This window comes from Comamonas terrigena NBRC 13299 (assembly GCF_006740045.1).
GTDB lineage: Bacteria > Pseudomonadota > Gammaproteobacteria > Burkholderiales > Burkholderiaceae_C > Comamonas > Comamonas terrigena.
Genome location: NZ_AP019749.1, coordinates 3,368,160 through 3,386,122, shown reverse-complemented (window position 1 = coordinate 3,386,122; position 17,963 = coordinate 3,368,160). Strand labels below are relative to the sequence as shown.

Genomic DNA, 17,963 nt, shown 5'->3' with positions numbered 1-17,963 from the left:
GCCTGGGCCATGGCGGGTGCTGGCGCTGGTCTGGGAGGGCTGGTGCGGGTGCCGCAGAATGAAGGTCCGTTTTTCTTCCATCACCCCAACTGTATATATGCGTTTTCTGCAAGCTTCGGCAGTTGCCGTGGGAGCCGTGCTGTTGGCTGGCTGCGGCAATATCCAGACCGTCAAATCCTTTTCCACCACGTACAAAGAGCCTGATGGCGGCGAGCGTGCCCGCGTGCGCGTGGTGTCCGACGGCATGGTGCGCGCCGTGCCCCGCAGCAGCTGTGTGGACTGGCGTTTGCCCGACGCAGGGGTGATGGTGGCCAGTCTCAAAGGCTTCGCAGACCAGAACGACCGCTCCCTGGGAATGCCGGATGCGCCGCTGCACGTGGTGCCCAAGGAAATTCCCACGGTCGTGGCCGAGTTCTATGTCCCCGCCAACCAGCCGCTGACCCTGGTCTATCTCAGCAACGGCCATATCTCGGGGGGCAAGCGCTACCAGTGCAGTGTCAACAAGACGGTCACCTTGCAGGCGAACACGGACTACGAGGCCAGCTTCATCAACAGCCAGAACAAATGCCTGTCGGTCGTCACCCGTTTGACGCAGCAGGCCCCGGCCAAGGTGAGCGACGTCATGGTGCCGCTGACCGAGGCGCCCCTGTGCCGCAAGTCGGACCTGCTGTAGCCCTTGGTTCGCGGGATCCAGATTCGGCGGATTCGGCGGGGTAGGCCGGACAGGCCAGGCCCGCCAGAAGCCCCGCTGGCCACGGTGGCTGCCCGCCGGGCCCCAACCGCCCGGGGCGCCGCTTGCGTATAGTCGGTCGCAGCGCGCTGCAGGGCTGTGATGAACGGCTTGCAGCACTTGTTGTACTTGCACAGACTGCTCTTGTTTTGGATATGGAACACCGCCACGCAGGCGCCCACCGCGTCGATCTGGTTGTCTACCCCGGCTTCAAGGCCCTGGAGGCCATAGGACCGATGTCGGTGTTCGACTACGCCAATGTGCACCTGCGCCAGAAGGGCCTGCCCGATGGCTATGCCGTGCGCGTGGTGGCGGCGCAGGCAGGGCCGGTGCCTTCCGACACGTTGATGGGCCTGCAGGCCACGCACACCCTGGCCCAGGTGGAGGCCGATGGCACGGGCTGCACGGTGCTGCTGGTGGGCTCGCGCCATATCGAACAGGTGCTGGCAGCCTCGCCGGAACTGGTGGACTGGGTGGCGCGCGTGGCACCCCAGGTCGGGCGCATGATTGCGCTGTGCAGCGGCAGCTTTTTCCTGGCTGCGGCGGGCGTACTGAATGGCCGGCGCGCGGCCACGCACTGGAGCGTGGCGGGGCTGCTGGCCCAGCGCTATCCGCACATTGCCGTGGATGCCGATGCCATCTATGTGCGGGACGGCAGCTACTGGACCTCGGCCGGGGTCACGGCCGGCATCGATCTGGCGCTGGCCGTGGTGGAGCAGGACTTCGGCCACGCACTGGCGCTGGATGTGGCGCGCGATCTGGTCATGTACCTCAAGCGCCCGGGCGGGCAGTCGCAGTTCAGCGTGTCGCTGGCGGCGCAGGCCACGCAGCACAGCGGTGTGCAGGCGGCCCAGCAATGGGTGCTGGCGCATCTGGACCAGCCCATGCCGCTGGCGCTGCTGGCCGACAAGGCGGCCATGAGCGAACGCAACTTCCGCCGCGTGTTCCAGCAGGAAACCGGCTGCAGCCCCAGCAGCTTTGTGGAAAACGCCCGGCTGGAGCGCGCCAAGCAGTTGCTGGAAAACCTGGGCGCGCTGCCGCTGAAGACCGTAGCGGCCAAGGTGGGTCTGGGGTCCGAGCAGGCGCTGCGCCACCTGTTTGTGCGCCGCCTGGGCATCACGCCCGTGGTGTACCGGGAGCGGTTCGGGGGATAAAGACCCTCGCTGCCGTGCTGGCAGCGTCGTCCTTTGCGATGGGGATAGCCGTTGCACACGCTGGTGCGAACCACCCATGCTGCCTCCAGGGAGGGTGGGGTTGCTCTTGCCGATGGAGGCTGTTCATCCGGCGGTGGTCTGGGGGCGCAGGGTATTGGGAGGCGACCTCTTGCCGAGGGAGCGGACTTTTATAATCCCGCCCATCTTTGTCGCCTGGACAGCTTTGTGGGTCCGGCGTGGCAAGGTCGTCAGCGGGGCCGTACGCCGCCCCTCTCCCGGACCGCCGGCTTGCCAGTGCAGCGTTCCGCCCCTTTCCCCCTTTCTTGCCCGCACCAACCATGAGCAGCATCGCACTCTCATCCGTTCTGGTGGTCCTCAGTATTGTGGCCATCATCTACCTCACATCCAAGGTGAAGTTCAGCGTCTTCGGATCGCTGTTCGCCGTATCGCTGGCGCTGGCGCTGGGCTCCGGCATGCCACTGGGCAAGGTGATCGACACCCTCAAGAGCAGCTTCGGCAACACGCTGGGCGGCATCTCCTTCATCATCATCTTTGGTGCGGCGATTGCGGTGTGCATGCAAAAGAGCGGCGGCGCGCTGAGCATTGCCAGCCACATCCTGAAGCTGGCGGGCAAGGGCAACGCCAAGGCCGCCATGGCCTGGACCGGCTTCATCCCCGGCCTGACCATCTTCTGCGACACCGGCTACATCATCCTGAGCGGCATTGCGCGCAGCGTCAGCGCCAGCTCCAGGACCTCGATGCCGCTGATCGCCGCCATCATGGGCTCGTCGCTGTTCGTGGTGCACTGCCTGGTGCCCACCCACCCCGGCGCGCTGGCGGCAGCCACCGCGCTGAATGCCAATCTGGGCATGCTGGTGCTGGCGTCGGTGCTGTTTGCCATTCCCGGTCTGCTGGCTTCCTACTACTGGGCCGGCCTGATGGACAAGGGCCAGAACTACGCCCCCGCCGAGATTGAGGACGGTGCCGACGACCTGTCGCAGGACAATCTGCCCAAGTTTTCGCATGCGCTGGTGCCCGTGGTGCTGCCGCTGGTGCTGATCTCCATTTCCACCCTGCTGACCACCCTGGGCATGAAGGATGGCGGAGCCACCGTGTTCCACTTCCTGGGCAACCCGGTGATGGCTTTGCTGGTGGGCATGCTGTGCGGCGTCTGGCTGCTCAGCCGCCATGGCGGCCAGAAGGGCGACTTCACCAAGGTGCTGGAAGAAGCCATCGTCAAGGCCGGCCCGATCCTGATCATCACCGCCGCCGGCGGCATGTTCGGCGCCATCATCAAGGAAACCGGCGTGGGCAATGCGCTGGGTGGAGTGCTGGGCGGGGCCTCGGTCGGCCTGCTGGTGCCCTTCATCATTGCGGCGCTGCTCAAGACGGCCCAGGGTTCTTCCACCGTGGCCGCACTGACCACCGCTGCCATCATCAGCCCCAGCCTGCAGACCTTCGGCCTGGATTCGGAAATGGGCCGCGTGTTCGCGGTGCTGGCGATTGGCGCGGGCTCGATGATCGCCTCCCACGCCAACGACTCCTACTTCTGGGTGGTGACCAAGTTCTCCAACATCGAGATGCAGCAGTCGCTGCGCGTGTTCTCCTCATCCACCTTCGTGATGGGCGTGGTGACCTTTGCCTGCATCTGGGCAGCCAGCGCCTTCATGCTGTAAAGCGCCCCCTACAATCGCGAACATTGTCGTGCGCCGCCGGCGCATGACCCGTGGCCTGCGGCTTCGATCCTGGCTGTCACCGCGCACCCTGTGCGGGCTGGCAGTGCAAGCGGTTCGAAGCCGCAGCCGTTTGCGAAAGCCCAGACCATGAAAATCGTCATTGCCCCCGATTCGTACAAGGAAAGCCTGTCCGCCCTGGAAGTGGCCACGCAGATCGAACGGGGCTTCCAGGAAATTTTCCCCGATGCCCAGTACGTCAAGGTGCCGATGGCCGATGGCGGCGAGGGCACGGTGCAGGCCATGGTCGAGGCCACGCAGGGCCGCCACATCGAGGTGGAAGTCACCGCTCCGCTGGGCGAGCGGGTCACCGGCTTCTACGGCCTGACGGGCGACGGCCGCACCGCCATGATCGAGATGGCCGCCGCCAGCGGCCTGGCGCTGGTGCCGCCGGCCCGGCGCGACCCGCGCGTGACCACCAGCTACGGCACGGGCGAGCTGATCACCGCCGCGCTGGACGCCGGTGCGCGCCACCTGATTCTGGGCATTGGCGGCAGCGCCACCAACGACGGCGGCGCCGGCATGCTGCAGGCCCTGGGCGTGCAGCTGCTGGACGCCCAGGGCCTGCAGCTGGGCCGTGGCGGTGCGCCGCTGGCGCAGCTGGACCGCATCGATGCCTCCGGCCTGGATGTGCGCCTGGCCGAATGCACCATCGAAGTCGCCTGCGACGTGGACAACCCGCTGACCGGCCCGCGCGGCGCCTCCGCCATCTTCGGCCCGCAAAAAGGCGCCACGCCCGAGGTGGTGCAGCAGCTGGACGCCAATCTGCAGCACTTCGCCCGCATCATCCTGCGTGACGTGGGGGCGGACGTGGACGCCGTGGCCGGCGCCGGTGCCGCCGGTGGCATGGGCGCGGCCATGCTGGCCTTTCTGAAAGGCCAGCTGCGCCCGGGCTGCGAAATCATTGCCAAGGCCGTGGGCCTGGAGGCCGCGGTCAAGGACGCCGACCTGGTGGTCACCGGCGAAGGCCGTATCGACCAGCAGACCATCTTTGGCAAGACACCGTTCGGCGTGGCCACGGTGGCCAAGCAGTTCGGCAAGCCGGTGGTCGGCATTGCCGGCGGCCTGGGCACCAATGCCCATGTGGTGCACGACCACGGCATCGACGCTATCTTCAGCGTGCTCAGCCGCATCTGCACCATCGAGGATGCGCTGGCCGAGGCCGAACACAATGTGCGCAGCGCGGCGCGCAATATCGCGGCGGTGCTGGCAATGGGCCAGGGCCTGCGCGCCGGAGCCTGACGCCAGGGCGGCTATCCGGGTGCTGTCCTACGCGCCCGCCGCGCCGCCTGTGAAAGCATGGCCGACAGTCCGAGGAGTGTCGCCCATGAAACTGGTCCACAGTCTGTTCACGGCCGTGCATGCCGTCATTGCCCTGCTGTTTGCGCTGGCAGCGCTGACCCTGGTCTGGATCGCCGCTCGCACCGCATGGAGCGTGTGGTCCGGAGGGCTGGATGCCGATGCCACGCTGCACATGGTGCAGGCCCTGGGCATTCTGGCTTCGGGCGTGGTGGCGCTGCAGATCGCCCAGACCGTGGTGGAAGAGGAAGTGGTGCGCGATGCCCACATCAGCGGCCCCACGCGGGTGCGCCGGTTTCTGTCCCGCTTTCTGGTGGTGCTGGTGGTGGCACTGGCCATCGAGGGCCTGGTGGCCACGTTCAAGGCCCAGGAAGACCCGGCCAGCCTGCTGTATTCATCCGCCCTGATCGTGGCGGTGGGCGCCCTGCTGGCAGGGTGGGGCGTGTTCATCCACCTGAACCGCTCGGCCGAGGAGCTGGAGCCCGAAGCCATGCAGGAAGCCAAGGGCGAAGACCGCAAGATGCGCGAATGAGCCCGCCCGCCCGCGCGGATGGCGGCACGGTGATCCCGCGACGCTGAGCGATGCCGTGCTGGCTGTGCTGTGCTGTGCTGTGGCTAGACGCTGGCCGGCGCCCAGGAGGCCAGCAGCGACACAAAGTCGTCCACCCCGGTGGCTGCAGAGGGCGTGGCAGGCGCAGCAACCGTGGCCGCGGTTTTCGCTGAGGCCGCTGAAGGGTGGGCAGGCGCTGCCGGTGCGGTGCTGCGGGGCAGCAGCACGGTCAGGTCCAGCTGGGGGTTGAGCTGGCTCAGGCAGAGGATATAAGTGGCGGCCGACACCGAGGCATCACCACGTTCCAGCCGTGCCATGGTGGGCTGGGAAATGCCCAGCCGGGCGGCCCACTGCGCCTGGGTCTCGCCCAGGGCCTTGCGTGCGGCCACGATGCATTCGGCAAGCCGCGCAATCTGCTGCTGCACTGCGGGCGGAAAATCGGTGGGACGGGTGTTCTGGCGGGGCATGCCGTGGATCAAAAGCGGTGGCAGCGCACGCTGCACAAGCGCGGCGTGCTATCAACACCGAAATTATCAAAGCGCAGGCATGGCCTTGCAGCGCACTGGGCCATGCGGGCAGGCCGCCGGCACTCGCACCCGCATCGGCGGCTGCCGGTGCAGCGCCATCAGCGCGGTGTGGTGCCGCCGCCAGCAGCAGCTGCCGCCGCCGCTGCTGCGCGCAGCTTGTCCTTCTTGCTCATGCGCTTGCCTTTGACGCCGCCGTTGTCGCCGTCCTCGTGCGCAGCACGGGCCGGGGGCTGTTCGGTCACCGGGTAGGCGGGCAGGTCTTCCAGTGCCACTTCCAGTGCGTTGCGCTTGGCAATCAGCTGCCAGTGGGCAGCGGTGGCGGGGCTGACCAGGCTGATGGCCAGGCCGCTCAGGCCTGCACGGCCGGTGCGGCCGATGCGGTGGGTGTAGTCGGTGGGCGAGCGCGGCAGGTCGTAGTTGATGACCACGGGCAGCGCATCCACATGGATGCCGCGCGCGGCCAGGTCGGTGGTGACCAGCACCTGCAGCAGGCCGGACTTGAAATCGGCCAGCGCCGCCTGGCGCGCACCCTGGCTCAGTTCGCCGTGGAAGGCGCGGGCCGCAATGCCGTGGGCCTTGAGCTTGAACGCCACATGCTCGGCGCTGTAGCGGCTGGCCACAAACACCAGCGCGCGCGGCCACTGGAATTCCTGCAGCAGATCGCGCAGCAGCGGCGTGCGGCGGGCGGCGTCCACGTGCAGGGCACGCTGCACGATGGTGGCGTCCTGCTGGTGGGTGGAGGCAATTTCCACGCGGGCGGCCGCGTCCTGCAGCAGGCGGGCCGCAATGGCTTCCACCGCAGGCGGGAAGGTGGCGGACAGCAACAAGGTCTGGCGTTGGCCGGTGGCGGGCAGCAGGGCCAGCACGCGGTCCAGTTCCTCGGCAAAGCCCAGGTCCATCAGGCGGTCGGCCTCGTCCAGCACCAGGGTGTGGATGCGGTTCAGTTGCAGGCGGCTGTGCTCCACCACATCCAGAAGGCGGCCGGGCGTGGCAATCACCCAGTCCACGCCGCCGCGCAGCGCCATCAGCTGCGGGTTGATCGACACGCCGCCGGTCAGCACGGCCACCTTGGGGCGCTGGCCCATGGCTTCGCCCAGGTGGTAGACCAGTTCGGCCACCTGGCTGGCCAGCTCGCGCGTGGGCACCAGCACCAGGGTCTGCGTGCTGCGCGGGCCGGCGGGCGCGTCGGCCAGCATCCAGCGCTGCAGCAGCGGCAGCACATAGGCCGCCGTCTTGCCCGACCCGGTGGGCGCACAGGCGCGCAGGTCCTGGCCGTCCAGGATGGCCGGCAGGGCCTGGGTCTGGATGGCGGTCGGAGCCAGCAGGCCGTGGCGTTGGGCTGCGTGGACCAGGGACGGGGCAAGGCCCAGGGAGGCAAAAGACATGGTGGAGGCAGGCAATCCGCAAACGAAAGAAGGGGGATTGTCGCCGGGCGGGCGGTTCAGCGCTTGCGGCGCCCGGCTCAGCCCTGTGCCGGCGTGGGACAGCTGCGGGGTCAGGCAGGGGCGGGTGCAGTGCCACACAGGGTGCTGCACGGCACCGCGATCCCATATCTATGGATAAACGTGCCGCAGCGGCGCAGGGGGCTGCGGCCTGCGCGGTTTGGCGCTAGGCTGGTGCCTTTGTCACCCCCTCCCGGAGATCTGCCATGGCGCGTCTGCCCATCCTGACTGTCGAGTCTGCCCCCGAGTCCGTCCGCCCGCTGCTGGAGAAATCGCAGAAGGCCATGGGTTTTCTGCCGCACTTTGTCGGCATGCTGGCCCAGGCGCCGGCGGCGCTGGAAACCTATATGACGGTCTCCGGCCTGAACATGCGCACCAGCCTGAGCCCGGGCGAGCGCGAGGTGGTGCAACTGGTGGCCGGCACCACCCATGGCTGCCATTTCTGTGTGGCGGCGCACACCCCGGCCGCGCTGGGCAAAGGCAAGCTGGACCCGGCCGTGGTGGAAGCACTGCGCGCCGGCCAGACCCTGCCCGACGCCCGGCTGGAAGCCCTGGCCCGCTTTGCCCGCAGCGTGATCGCCACACGCGGCGACGTGCCCGATGCCGAGCTGCAGGCCCTGCGTGCTGCCGGTTTCAGCGACCAGCAGGCGCTGGAAGTGGTGCTGGGCATCAGCCTGGCCACCCTGTCCAACTTTGCCAACAACCTGGCCCACACGCCGCTGAACCCCGAGCTGGAACCCTATGCCTGGCAGCGCCCGGCGGCCTGACGCCGGGTGCGCTGGCAGACCGGGCCGCTGCTGCGCCTGCGGGGCGTTTGTTCTGCTGTGGGGGACTGACTACAGCAGCCACTCGATCGGCAGCCAGCCCAGCACCCGCAGCAGCAGGCGCAGCCACCAGCTGGAGTAGGGCTCCTGGGTGTAGGTGTCCACCCCGCCGTCGTTGTTCTGGGCCTGCCACTGCAGCTGGCCCTGGCCATCCAGGCCGACCCGGTAGGCGCGCAGCGGCACCTGGGTGTCGAAGGTGTCGCTGATCTGGCGGGCCAGCACCGGGCTGTCGATCACAAAGCCCAGCTCGGTGTTCAGCATGGCCGAACGCGGGTCGAAGTTGAAGGAGCCGACAAAGGCCTTCTGCCCATCGATGGCAAAGGTCTTGGCATGCAGGCTGGTGCCCGAGCTGCCCAGCGAGCCCAGCTTGAACTGGTCTTCCAGCTCCACCGGCTGGGGGTTGTTGCTGCGCATCTCGAACAGCTCGATGCCCGCCTGCAGCAGCGGTTTGCGGTATTTGGCGTAGCCGGAATGCACCACCGCCACGTCCGTGGCTTCCAGCGCATTGGTCAGCACCCGCACCTGCACGCCGCTGCGCTGGAGCTGGGCCAGGGCCTCGGTACCGGAGCGGGTGGGCACGAAGTAGGGTGAGACCAGATCCAGCCGTTGGGTGGGCATGCCGGTGCGCTGCAGCAACTGGGGCAGCATCAGGCCCTCCTGCGCGGCCGTGCCCAGCACCTTGGCCGGGTCGTCGCTGACCAGGTGCACCGGCGCCCATTCCAGTGGCAGCTGGGCCTGCAGCAGCTGCTGGATGAAGGGCGTCATCTCCACCGCACGGGCAAAGTCCTCGGAGGCGGCGGAGGCGGCCAGCACCTGGTACTGCTGGCGCAGCGCGTCGGGCGTGGTGTCGGCATCCGGGCGCACCAGCAAGGCGATGGGGTAGGCCGAGGCACTGTTCCAGTAGCAGTCGAAGTCGTTCGACACCTCGGGCACGGCCGGGCCAATGGCCAGCACATCCAGGTCGGAGAACAGCACGCCGTCGGTGGCGCCGAAGTACTCGTTGCCCACATTGCGCCCGCCGATGATGGTGGCCTGGTTGTCGGCGGTGAAGGACTTGTTGTGCATGCGCCGGTTGGTGCGCGGGAAATGCGTCAGATAGCCCAGGTATTTGCCGGTGCGCAGCACAAAGGGGTTGAACAGGCGCACCTCGATCAGCGGGTGGCTGTCCAGCGCGGCCAGCTCGGCGTCCAGCCCTGCCGTGCCGCCGTCGTCCAGCAGCAGGCGCACGCGCACGCCGCGGTCGGCGGCGGTGAGCAGCTCGCGCAGCAGCAACTGGCCGGTCTTGTCGCCGCGCCAGATGTAGTACTGCACATCCAGGGTCTGGTCTGCGGCCCGGGCCAGCAGGGCGCGCGCGGCAAAGGCTTCGCGCGGGTCGGCCAGCGCATAGATGCCGGTGAGTGCCGCATCGTGGCCGCTGCTGCGCAGCTGCTGCACGGCCAGGCCCAGGCGGGACTGGCCGGTGGTATCGGCCGCCACGGCCTGGCTGTCGGTACGGCCTTCCAGCGAGGGCAGGCTGCAGCCTGCCAGGCTCAGCACCAGGCTCAGGAGGGCGAATATCGGTGCAAGGCGCATGGCACGTTCAAGGGGCGGTCAGTGAAAGTGGATGGATGCAACGTTACAACACTACAACACTACAACACTAGCAGATGCCCCGGGATTGGGCTGCCAGCCCTGTGGTGCACCCGGTGTGGGCGCCCACAGGGCGGAGGAAGGCCGGTGAAGGGCTGGCTCAGTCGCCCATCACCACCCCTTCGCGGCGCGGGTCGGCGCCGCCGAACCAGAAGGTCTTGCCATGGGCTTCGCCCCGGGTGATGGCCTGCAGGCCGCTGGTCAGCTGCTGCTCCTTCACCTCGGCGCCGCGCTGGCGCAGGGCGTTGACCGTGGCTTCGGGGAAGCGTTTTTCCTCCAGCAGGCTGGGGCCGTTGAGGCTGCTGAAATTGGGCAGGTTGATGGCCTGCTGCGGCGTCAGCCCCCAGCCGAACACGCCCCACAGCGTCTTGGCCGTGTAGTGGATGATCTGCGCCCCGCCGGGGCTGCCGGCGCTCATCAGCAGCTGGCCGGTGGCCTTGTCGAACACCAGCGTGGGCGCCATGGACGAGCGTGGGCGCTTGCCGGGCTGCACCCGGTTGGCAATCGGCAGACCGTCGGCCGTGCGCGGGGCCATGCTGAAGTCGGTCAGCTCGTTGTTCAGCAAAAAGCCCTTGACCATCTGGCGGCTGCCGAACTGGTCTTCGATGGTGGTGGTCATGGCCAGGGCATTGCCCTGGGCGTCGACGATGCTGATGTGGCTGGTGCCGTACTCGATCTGGTGCGCCATGGGCGCGTAGCTGCTGCGCACCGAGACCGGGTTGCCGGGCTGGGCCACCTTCATGCTCTGCGCCCCGATCAGGCGGGCACGTTCGGCCAGGTACTGGCTGTCCAGCAGGTTCTGCCAGTTGCCGCCGGGTGCCTGCACAAAGTCCGGGTCGGCCACGTACAGGCCCCGGTCGGCAAAGGCCAGGCGCGCGGCCTCGGTATAGAAGTGCAGCCAGTTGGCCGTGGGCAGGCCCTGGGCATCCAGCGGCATGGCTGCGGCGGGCGTCTGCGCCAGGATGCCCAGGATCTGCCCCACGGCAATGCCGCCGGAACCCGGGGGCGGAAAGCCGCATACCCGGTAGCTGCGCGCGGTGGCGCTGGCGGGGGTGGGCGGAATGTTCCAGTCATGGCACAGGGCTTCCCGCTTGCGGGGCCGGTAGCCGGCCAGATCCTGGGTGCTCAGCAGGCCGGGATTGGTGGCATGGCTGCGCACCTTCTGCACGATGGCCTGGGCCACTTCGCCTTCGTGCAGGGCCTTGCTGCCATCGCGGGCCAGGGCGCGCAGCACCTGGGCATAGGCCGGGTTGCGCAGCACATGGCCCACGGGCAGGGGCTTGCCGTCGGCGCCGTAGAAATAGGCGCGGGCTTCGGGGTCGGCGCTCAGGAACTTCTCGTTCGACAGCATGGTGTGCAGGCGCGGGCTCACCTTGAAACCCTGGTCCGCCAGCTGGATGGCCGGCGTGAACAGGCTGGCCCAGGGCAGCTTGCCGTGCTCCTGGTGCGCCAGCTCCAGCATGCGGATGGCGCCAGGCGTGCCCACGGAGCGCCCGCCCACCACGGCGTCGTGAAACGCCATGGGTGTGCCGTCGGGCTTGAGGAACAGGGTTTCGGTAGCCGCTGCGGGGGCGGTTTCGCGGCCGTCATAGGCTTCGACCTTGGTGCCGGCGGCGTGCAGCAGAAAGGCGCCGCCGCCGATGCCGCTGGACTGCGGCTCGACCAGGCCCAGCACCAGCTGCACGGCAATTGCTGCATCGACGGCACTGCCGCCGGCCTTGAGCACCTGGTAGCCGGCATCGGTGGCCAGCGGGTTGGCGGCGGCCACGGCAAACTTTTCGGTGGCCCAGCCGGGCTTGTCGGTCCAGCCGGAGCTGCCTTCGGGCTCCAGCGTGGGCGTGGCGTAGTGCAGGGAAGGGCTGGAGCAGGCGGACAGCAGGGCGGCTGCAGCGGCGGTGGCGGCTGTCAGCGCCCAGGGGGCGGCGCGTCGGGGCATGGGCATGCGGTTCTCCTTGTTGATGTGGCTGTGCAACAGGTGGGAGTGTGACCGCGCGGGCCTGCCCCGCGGTGCAGGACAGGACCGGATCAGCCGCGTGCCAGGCGCCCGCCCGATCCCGTCATCTGGGCATGCTGCAGGCTCTGATCGGCACGGTTCATCAGGTCCAGGCGCGGTTCCGAAGGCCAAGCCTGCACCACACCGGCGCTGATGCGCAAGCTGATTTTTTCATCCTCGCTCAGCAGCGGGCGGCGTTCCAGCTCCTGCTGCAGGCGGATCAGGGCCTGCAGGGCATCGTCGGCATGGGCGCCGGAGAGCACCACAAAGAAGTGGTTGGCCTGGTCGCGGGCCAGCAGATCCTGGGGCCGCAGCACCGAGCGCGCCACCATGGCGAGGTGGCACTGGGCCTGCTCCACCAGGGCCGGGCCATGCTCCAGCCCCAGGGCGTGCAGGCCTTCCAGCGTCATCGATGCCAGGCTCAGGGGTGTGCGGTAGCGGGTGGCGCGGGCCATCTCGCGGTCCAGCCCTTCTTCCAGGCCCTTGGCGTTCAGCGCACGGGTCAGCGGGTCGTGGCGGGCCAGTTCCTCGGCCGTGTCCAGCGCTTTTTGCAGGGCCTCGATGGACTGCTGCTCCTGGGTGCTGCGCTCCTGCAGATCCTGCAGGGCCGCGTGGGCGATCTTGTTCTCGGTGGCGATCGAGCGCGTGGCGGCCACCAGCTGCTCCAGCACCGGCGCCATGTCGGCCAGGCCCTGGGCCTGCTCCAGCTGGCCGGCACATTCCTCGATCTGGCGGGTCTGCACGGTATTGCTGCGCGACAGCGCAGCCAGGCGCTGCAGGGATTCGCCCAGCAGGTCCTTGATGTGGGCCTGGGCCTCGCCGGCCCGGCTGTGCAGGTCCAGCTGGCGCAGCAGCAGGGTCTGGAGCTGCTGCTGCAGCTGGTCCAGGTGGGGCAGCGTCCAGGGCTGCTCCAGCGCCTGCAGCAGCGTGGTACTGAGGGTCTGCAAGGTGCTGTCCTGCTGGTTCAGTTCGGCCGTGTGCGTGACCATGGTGCGCAGCAGGCCCTGGATGGCGCGGCGGCGCTGGGCCTGGTCTTCGGTGGCAAAGGACAGGCGGTAGGCGTAGTTCTGCAGCATGTGCAGCAGATCCTGCAGCGCAGGCGGCGAAATGCGCAGGAAATGCACCAGTTGGTCGGTCAGCTCGTGCATGCGCCGGTCCTCATCCTCGGACAGCATGGGCAGAATGTGCTCCAACACACGGGCCAACTGCTCGGCCAACTCGGGCGGCAGCAATTCCAGCATCTGTGGGGCCGGGGCCGGCGGTACGGTGCCCATGGACTGGTGGGCAGCCAGCACGTCGTCCATGTGCGCATAGGCCAGAATGGCCTGCTGGATGCCGTGCCAGTTCTGGTCGTTGATGGCCTGGTTGAAATGCAGGGCGATGCGCTGCTGCACCGCGCTTTGCGCGGGCAGCACGCTGAATATCTGGCGCAGCGCCTTGCTGGGGAAGGGCGGGCGGGGCAGCTGGCCGGCCACTTCCTCGTAGACGGTCTGGTAGTTTTCGGGCGTGGGCGGGAGCTTGCGGGTGGCCAGCAGACGGAAAGCTTCACGGGCGATATCTGGGACAGAGCGTTCAGCCACGGGGGTAGACCTTTGGGAGGAAAGAGGAGGGGGACGGGCAAAAGTGTGACAGAACACAGCACCAGGCCGGGACATCGTGCGCAAACGGTGTCGCATGTCCGCACAACGCCGCAAGTATTTGGGGGCAAGAGTGAGCACCCTACAATCCGGGCAACCCGTTTGCACAGCATGAAGATTCTTATTTCCAACGATGACGGCTATCAAGCGCCGGGCATCGTCGCCTTGTACAACGCACTCAAGACCATCGCCGATGTGGAGGTGGTGGCGCCAGAGCACAACAACAGCGCCAAATCCAATGCGCTGACCCTGCATTCACCGCTGTACGTGCGCGAAGCGCCGAACGGCTTTCGCTATGTGAATGGCACCCCGGCCGATTGCGTGCACATCGCGCTGACCGGCCTGCTGGGCTACAAGCCGGATCTGGTGGTGTCCGGCATCAACAACGGCGCCAACATGGGCGACGACACGGTGTATTCCGGCACCGTGGGCGCCGCCATGGAAGGCTATCTGTTCGGCGTGCCGTCCATCGCGTTCTCCCAGGTGGAGCGCGACTGGGTGGAACTGGATGCCGCTGCCGGCAAGGCCCGCGACATGGTGGCGCAGCTGGCGCAGCAGAAGCTGCTGGGCACCAAGCCCTGGCTGCTGAATGTGAACATTCCCAACCTGCCGGCGCAGCAGCTGGGCGCCGTCAAGGTCTGCCGGCTGGGACGCCGGCATTCGGCCGAGCCGGTCATCACCCAGGTCAGCCCGCGTGGCGAGACCATGTACTGGATTGGCAGCGCCGGTGCGGCGCTGGACGAATCCGAGGGCACCGATTTCCATGCCACAGCCCATGGGCATGTGGCCATGACGCCGCTGAAAGTGGACCTCACGGACCACGATCACCTGGTGTATTGGGCACAGACTGCCGCACGTTTGGAGGCCGTGGAGCCCCGCAAGGAGGATGCATGAACCAGCCCAAGCGGCCCAGCTTTCCTGCCCGCCTGGGCCCGCCCAGCGCGCAGAATGCCGTGCGCCCGGTGGTCCGCCCGGCCGGCAATGCCGCACCGCGCAGCGCTGCGCCCATGCCGGCGCCCCGGGGCGTGGGCCTGGATTCGGCGGCCGTGCGCAGCCGCATGGTGCAGCGCCTGGCGGCTTCCGGCATCAGCTCGGCAGCGGTGCTGCAGGCCATGGGCAGCGTGGAGCGGCACCTGTTTGTCGACACCGCCCTGGTCAACCAGGCCTATGAAGACACCAGCCTGCCCATCGGCCTGGCGCAGACCATCTCCAAGCCCAGCGTGGTGGCCCGCATGATCGAGCTGCTGCTGGGTGCGGAAGGCGCGCGCGGCGGCCTGGGCCGGGTGCTGGAGATCGGCACCGGCTGCGGCTACCAGGCTGCGGTGCTGGGGCGCGTGGCCCGGGAGGTCTACTCCATCGAGCGCCTGCGCGGCCTGCACGAAAAGGCGCGGAACAATTTGCGTCCTTTGCGACTCACCAATGTGCACCTGATTTTTGGGGACGGCATGGTGGGCTATGCGCAAGGTGCCCCGTATGCGGGCATCATTGCGGCCGCAGGCGGCGACGCGGTGCCGGCCGCCTGGTGCGACCAATTGGCCGTGGGCGGGCGCCTGGTGGCCCCCATGGTCCAGAGCAATGGCCAGCAGATCCTGCTGGTGATTGACAAAACTCCTTACGGTTTCAATGAAACAGTTCTGGAAGCAGTGAATTTTGTCCCTCTAAAATCGGGGATTGCCTGAAAGGGAATTGCATATGTTGTTTACGCGAAGTCTTGGCACTTGGAGTGCGTTGGTTGTGGCCGGGGGGATCCTGGCGGGTTGCGCACAAGTGAACAAGGCTCCCGTGGAAGACCGCGGCGCCTCGCGTCCCGCTTCTTCGACTTCGGCGCCTGCGGTTGATCCGTCCACCCTGCCGGGTGCCGAGAACGCCGGCAAGCCCGGCTACTACACCGTCAAGCCCGGTGACACCCTGATCCGCATCGGTCTGGAACACGGCCAGAGCTGGAAGGACATTGCCCGCTGGAGCAATCTGGAAAATGCCAACCTGATCGAAGTCGGTCAGGTGGTGCGCGTGGTGCCGCCCAATGTGTCGGTGGCTTCCGCACCGGCTTCCAGCAGCTCGGGCGGCCGCGCCGTGGCGCCGGTGGTGGTGGGTGGCAGCGATGCCGGCTCTGCACCGGCCACCAGCACGCCCGCACCGGCGGAGCCTGCTCCGGCCAAGACGCCGGCACCCGCTGCCGACACCAGCCAGGGCTTCATCTGGCCGGCTTCCGGCGCCGTGCTGGCAGGCTTTGACGAATCCCGCAACAAGGGGCTGGACATCGCTGGCAAGGCCGGCGATCCGGTCGCTGCCGCTGCGGACGGCCGCGTGGTCTATGCCGGCGCCGGTCTGCGTGGCTACGGCAACCTGATCATCCTGAAGCACAACGACACCTATCTGACGGCCTACGCCCACAACCAGAAACTGCTGGTCAAGGAAGACCAGAATGTGAAGAAAGGTCAGAAGATCGCCGAAATGGGCAGCACCGACGCCGACCGCGTGAAGCTGCACTTTGAAGTGCGCCGCCAGGGCAAGCCGGTCGATCCCTCGCGCTATCTGCCCGCACGCTGATCGCCCGGGCGATCCGCCGCAGCCAGTGCCAGCGTGTCTGCCGGCGCTGGCTTTTTTTTATGCAACAACAGACAACACAGACAACACAGACAAGGATGCGGGTGTGACGGAGTCAACAGAGGCCATTGACAGCGTGGAAGCGGACGACTGGGCGCAGGTCCAGGAGCAGGCGGAGCTGCGCGCCGTGGAGGTGCCCACCGCCTTGCATGGCCTGCGGCTGGACAAGGTGCTGGCAGAGCTGGTGCCCGAGTTCTCGCGCAGCTACCTGCAGCAGCTGCTGGCCCAGGGGGCCGTGCAGGTGCAGGGCGCGGTCGTCACCAAGGCCTCCGCCAAGGTCCGCTGGGGCGACCGCCTGCAGGTGGAAATGCGACCGACGGCGCAAAGCCAGTCGTTCCGTGCGGAAACCATGGCGCTGGATGTGGCCTATGAGGACGAGCACCTGTTGATCGTCAACAAGCCGGCCGGCCTGGTGGTGCACCCGGCACCCGGCAACTGGAGCGGTACCTTGCTCAACGGTCTGCTGGCCTGGCATGCGGGCGCGGCCCAGGTACCGCGTGCCGGCATCGTGCACCGCCTGGACAAGGACACCAGCGGCCTGATGGTGGTGGCCAAGAGCCGCCATGTAATGGACGCGCTGGTGGCCATGATCGCGCGCCGCGATGTCTCGCGCCAGTACGTGGCGCTGGCGCACGGCGCCTGGCGCGGCGGCATGCGCGAAGTCCGGCAGGCCATCGGCCGCGACCCGCGCAACCGCCTGCGCATGGCCGTGGTCGACCTGGGCAGCCAGGCGGGCAAGCCGGCGCAGACCGACATCACCGGGGTGGACTCGGCCGAGCAGGCCTGCCTGGTGCATTGCAAGCTCCACACCGGGCGCACCCACCAGATCCGTGTGCACATGGCCTGGCTGGGCCACCCCCTGCTGGCCGACGCCCTGTACGGCGGCACGCCCCTGGCGGGGATGGAGCGCCAGGCGCTGCATGCCTACCGCCTGGGCTTTGTGCACCCCATCACCGGCCAGGAGGTGCTGGTGCGCAGCACGCCGCCGGCCGATTTCATGGCGGCCATCGACTTTTTGGGGCTGCGCTACAATCCCCCCCATTGACACTGCGCGGGCTGCCTGCCTGCGTACGCTGTATGGCACGCCTGTGAAGGCGCACTCTGACTTCCCCCGGAATCTCCGCTCATGAATACGGTAGATGCGAAACGGGTCCTCGAAACTGCCTTGATCTGCGCGCACCAGCCGGTGACGCTCAAAGAGCTGCGCGCTCTGTTCGATGGCACTTTGGGTACCGACACGCTGAAGGATTTGCTCCTGGCTTTGCAACGCGACTGGACACAGCGCGGTGTGGAGCTGGTGCAGGTGGCTTCGGGCTGGCGCTTTCAAAGCAAGCCGGAAATGCGCGTCTACCTGGACCGTCTGCACCCGGAAAAGCCTCCCCGCTACTCCCGCGCCACGCTGGAAACCCTGGCCATCATCGCCTACCGTCAGCCTGTGACGCGCGGTGACATCGAGGACATCCGCGGCGTGACGGTCAACAGCCTGATCATCAAGCAGCTGGAAGACCGGGGCTGGATCGAGGAGATCGGCCACCGCGAAACCGTGGGCCGTCCTGCACTGTTTGCCACCACGCGCCAGTTCCTGGACGATCTGGGCCTGCAGGCGCTGGACCAGTTGCCGATGCTGGAGTCGTCCGAGGTGCAGGCCAATCTGTTTGCCCAGCTCGACGGTGCCGATGGCGAAAACCTGCCGGCAGCGCCCGAAACGCAGGATGCTGCCGTAGAGCAGCCGGAGCAGCCGGAGCAGCCGGAGCAGCCGGAGCAGCCGGAGCAGCCGGAGCAGCCGGAGCAGCCGGAGCAGCCGGAGCAGCCGGAGCAGCCGGAGCAGCCGGAGCAGC

The 17,963-nt window shown here is 67.8% G+C and carries 15 protein-coding genes and 1 pseudogene; 11 read left to right on the top strand and 5 right to left on the bottom strand.

Annotated elements, in window-relative coordinates; genetic code table 11:
• The first annotated feature begins 97 nt into the window (after positions 1 to 97).
• The 5 genes from CT3_RS15485 to CT3_RS15465 all read left to right on the top strand — a co-directional run bounded on the left by CT3_RS15485 (position 98) and on the right by CT3_RS15465 (position 5,448).
• The gene (locus CT3_RS15485; RefSeq protein WP_066534088.1) at positions 98 to 673 is read left to right on the top strand and encodes a hypothetical protein; all 576 of its coding nucleotides are present in this window, start codon (positions 98 to 100) and stop codon (positions 671 to 673) included.
• A 212-nt stretch (positions 674 to 885) separates the two neighbouring features.
• A complete protein-coding gene (locus CT3_RS15480) occupies positions 886 to 1,884 on the top strand; it encodes a GlxA family transcriptional regulator (RefSeq protein ID WP_066534086.1) in 999 nt (332 codons plus the stop codon).
• 338 nt (positions 1,885 to 2,222) lie between these two features.
• Entirely contained in the window at positions 2,223 to 3,560 is a 1,338-nt protein-coding gene (locus CT3_RS15475) for a GntP family permease (protein ID WP_066534083.1), read from the top strand.
• A 147-nt stretch (positions 3,561 to 3,707) separates the two neighbouring features.
• Positions 3,708 to 4,859, top strand: a complete 1,152-nt coding sequence (locus CT3_RS15470) for a glycerate kinase (protein WP_066534080.1) — start codon at positions 3,708 to 3,710, stop codon at positions 4,857 to 4,859.
• Positions 4,860 to 4,944: 85 nt separating this feature from the next.
• Positions 4,945 to 5,448 carry a hypothetical protein gene (locus tag CT3_RS15465; protein WP_066534079.1) on the top strand — a complete coding sequence of 168 codons (504 nt, stop codon included), beginning with the start codon at positions 4,945 to 4,947 and terminating at the stop codon, positions 5,446 to 5,448.
• A gap of 83 nt (positions 5,449 to 5,531) precedes the next feature.
• Here CT3_RS15465 and CT3_RS15460 read toward each other — a convergent pair whose 3' ends face one another.
• Both CT3_RS15460 and CT3_RS15455 read right to left on the bottom strand, forming a co-directional pair.
• Entirely contained in the window at positions 5,532 to 5,933 is a 402-nt protein-coding gene (locus tag CT3_RS15460) for a helix-turn-helix domain-containing protein (protein ID WP_083520303.1), read from the bottom strand.
• A gap of 158 nt (positions 5,934 to 6,091) precedes the next feature.
• Positions 6,092 to 7,378 carry a DEAD/DEAH box helicase gene (locus tag CT3_RS15455; RefSeq protein ID WP_066534167.1) on the bottom strand — a complete coding sequence of 429 codons (1,287 nt, stop codon included), beginning with the start codon at positions 7,376 to 7,378 and terminating at the stop codon, positions 6,092 to 6,094.
• Between the two features lie 263 nt (positions 7,379 to 7,641).
• On the opposite strand from CT3_RS15455, the gene CT3_RS15450 reads away from it, so the two are divergent.
• Positions 7,642 to 8,202, top strand: coding sequence for a carboxymuconolactone decarboxylase family protein (locus tag CT3_RS15450; protein ID WP_066534076.1), 561 nt, complete (start codon positions 7,642 to 7,644; stop codon positions 8,200 to 8,202).
• Positions 8,203 to 8,271: 69 nt separating this feature from the next.
• Here the strand turns inward: CT3_RS15450 and CT3_RS15445 are convergent, their stop codons facing one another.
• The 3 genes from CT3_RS15445 to CT3_RS15435 all read right to left on the bottom strand — a co-directional run bounded on the left by CT3_RS15445 (position 8,272) and on the right by CT3_RS15435 (position 13,461).
• Complete coding sequence (locus tag CT3_RS15445) at positions 8,272 to 9,831, bottom strand: phospholipase D family protein (protein ID WP_066534074.1); 1,560 nt, start codon at positions 9,829 to 9,831, stop codon at positions 8,272 to 8,274.
• Positions 9,832 to 9,988: 157 nt separating this feature from the next.
• On the bottom strand, positions 9,989 to 11,830 hold the full coding sequence (locus CT3_RS15440) for a gamma-glutamyltransferase family protein (RefSeq protein WP_083520315.1): 1,842 nt from the start codon (positions 11,828 to 11,830) through the stop codon (positions 9,989 to 9,991).
• A gap of 83 nt (positions 11,831 to 11,913) precedes the next feature.
• A complete protein-coding gene (locus CT3_RS15435) occupies positions 11,914 to 13,461 on the bottom strand; it encodes a sensor domain-containing diguanylate cyclase (RefSeq protein ID WP_066534072.1) in 1,548 nt (515 codons plus the stop codon).
• A gap of 168 nt (positions 13,462 to 13,629) precedes the next feature.
• Between CT3_RS15435 and surE the strand changes: the two genes are divergently transcribed.
• The 5 genes and pseudogenes from surE to scpB all read left to right on the top strand — a co-directional run.
• Complete coding sequence (gene surE / locus CT3_RS15430; protein WP_066534068.1) at positions 13,630 to 14,412, top strand: 5'/3'-nucleotidase SurE; 783 nt, start codon at positions 13,630 to 13,632, stop codon at positions 14,410 to 14,412.
• Positions 14,409 to 15,197, top strand: a complete 789-nt coding sequence (locus CT3_RS15425) for a protein-L-isoaspartate(D-aspartate) O-methyltransferase (protein ID WP_066534067.1) — start codon at positions 14,409 to 14,411, stop codon at positions 15,195 to 15,197. The genes surE and CT3_RS15425 overlap by 4 nt, the downstream gene beginning before the upstream one ends.
• Before the next feature lie 13 nt (positions 15,198 to 15,210).
• Positions 15,211 to 16,068, top strand: a complete 858-nt coding sequence (locus CT3_RS15420; RefSeq protein WP_066534066.1) for a peptidoglycan DD-metalloendopeptidase family protein — start codon at positions 15,211 to 15,213, stop codon at positions 16,066 to 16,068.
• Between the two features lie 103 nt (positions 16,069 to 16,171).
• Entirely contained in the window at positions 16,172 to 17,170 is a 999-nt protein-coding gene (locus CT3_RS15415) for an RluA family pseudouridine synthase (RefSeq protein ID WP_066534062.1), read from the top strand.
• Between the two features lie 81 nt (positions 17,171 to 17,251).
• Positions 17,252 to 17,807: pseudogene (scpB, locus tag CT3_RS15410) on the top strand (SMC-Scp complex subunit ScpB); the annotation flags it as partial.
• Positions 17,808 to 17,963: the final 156 nt, after the last annotated feature.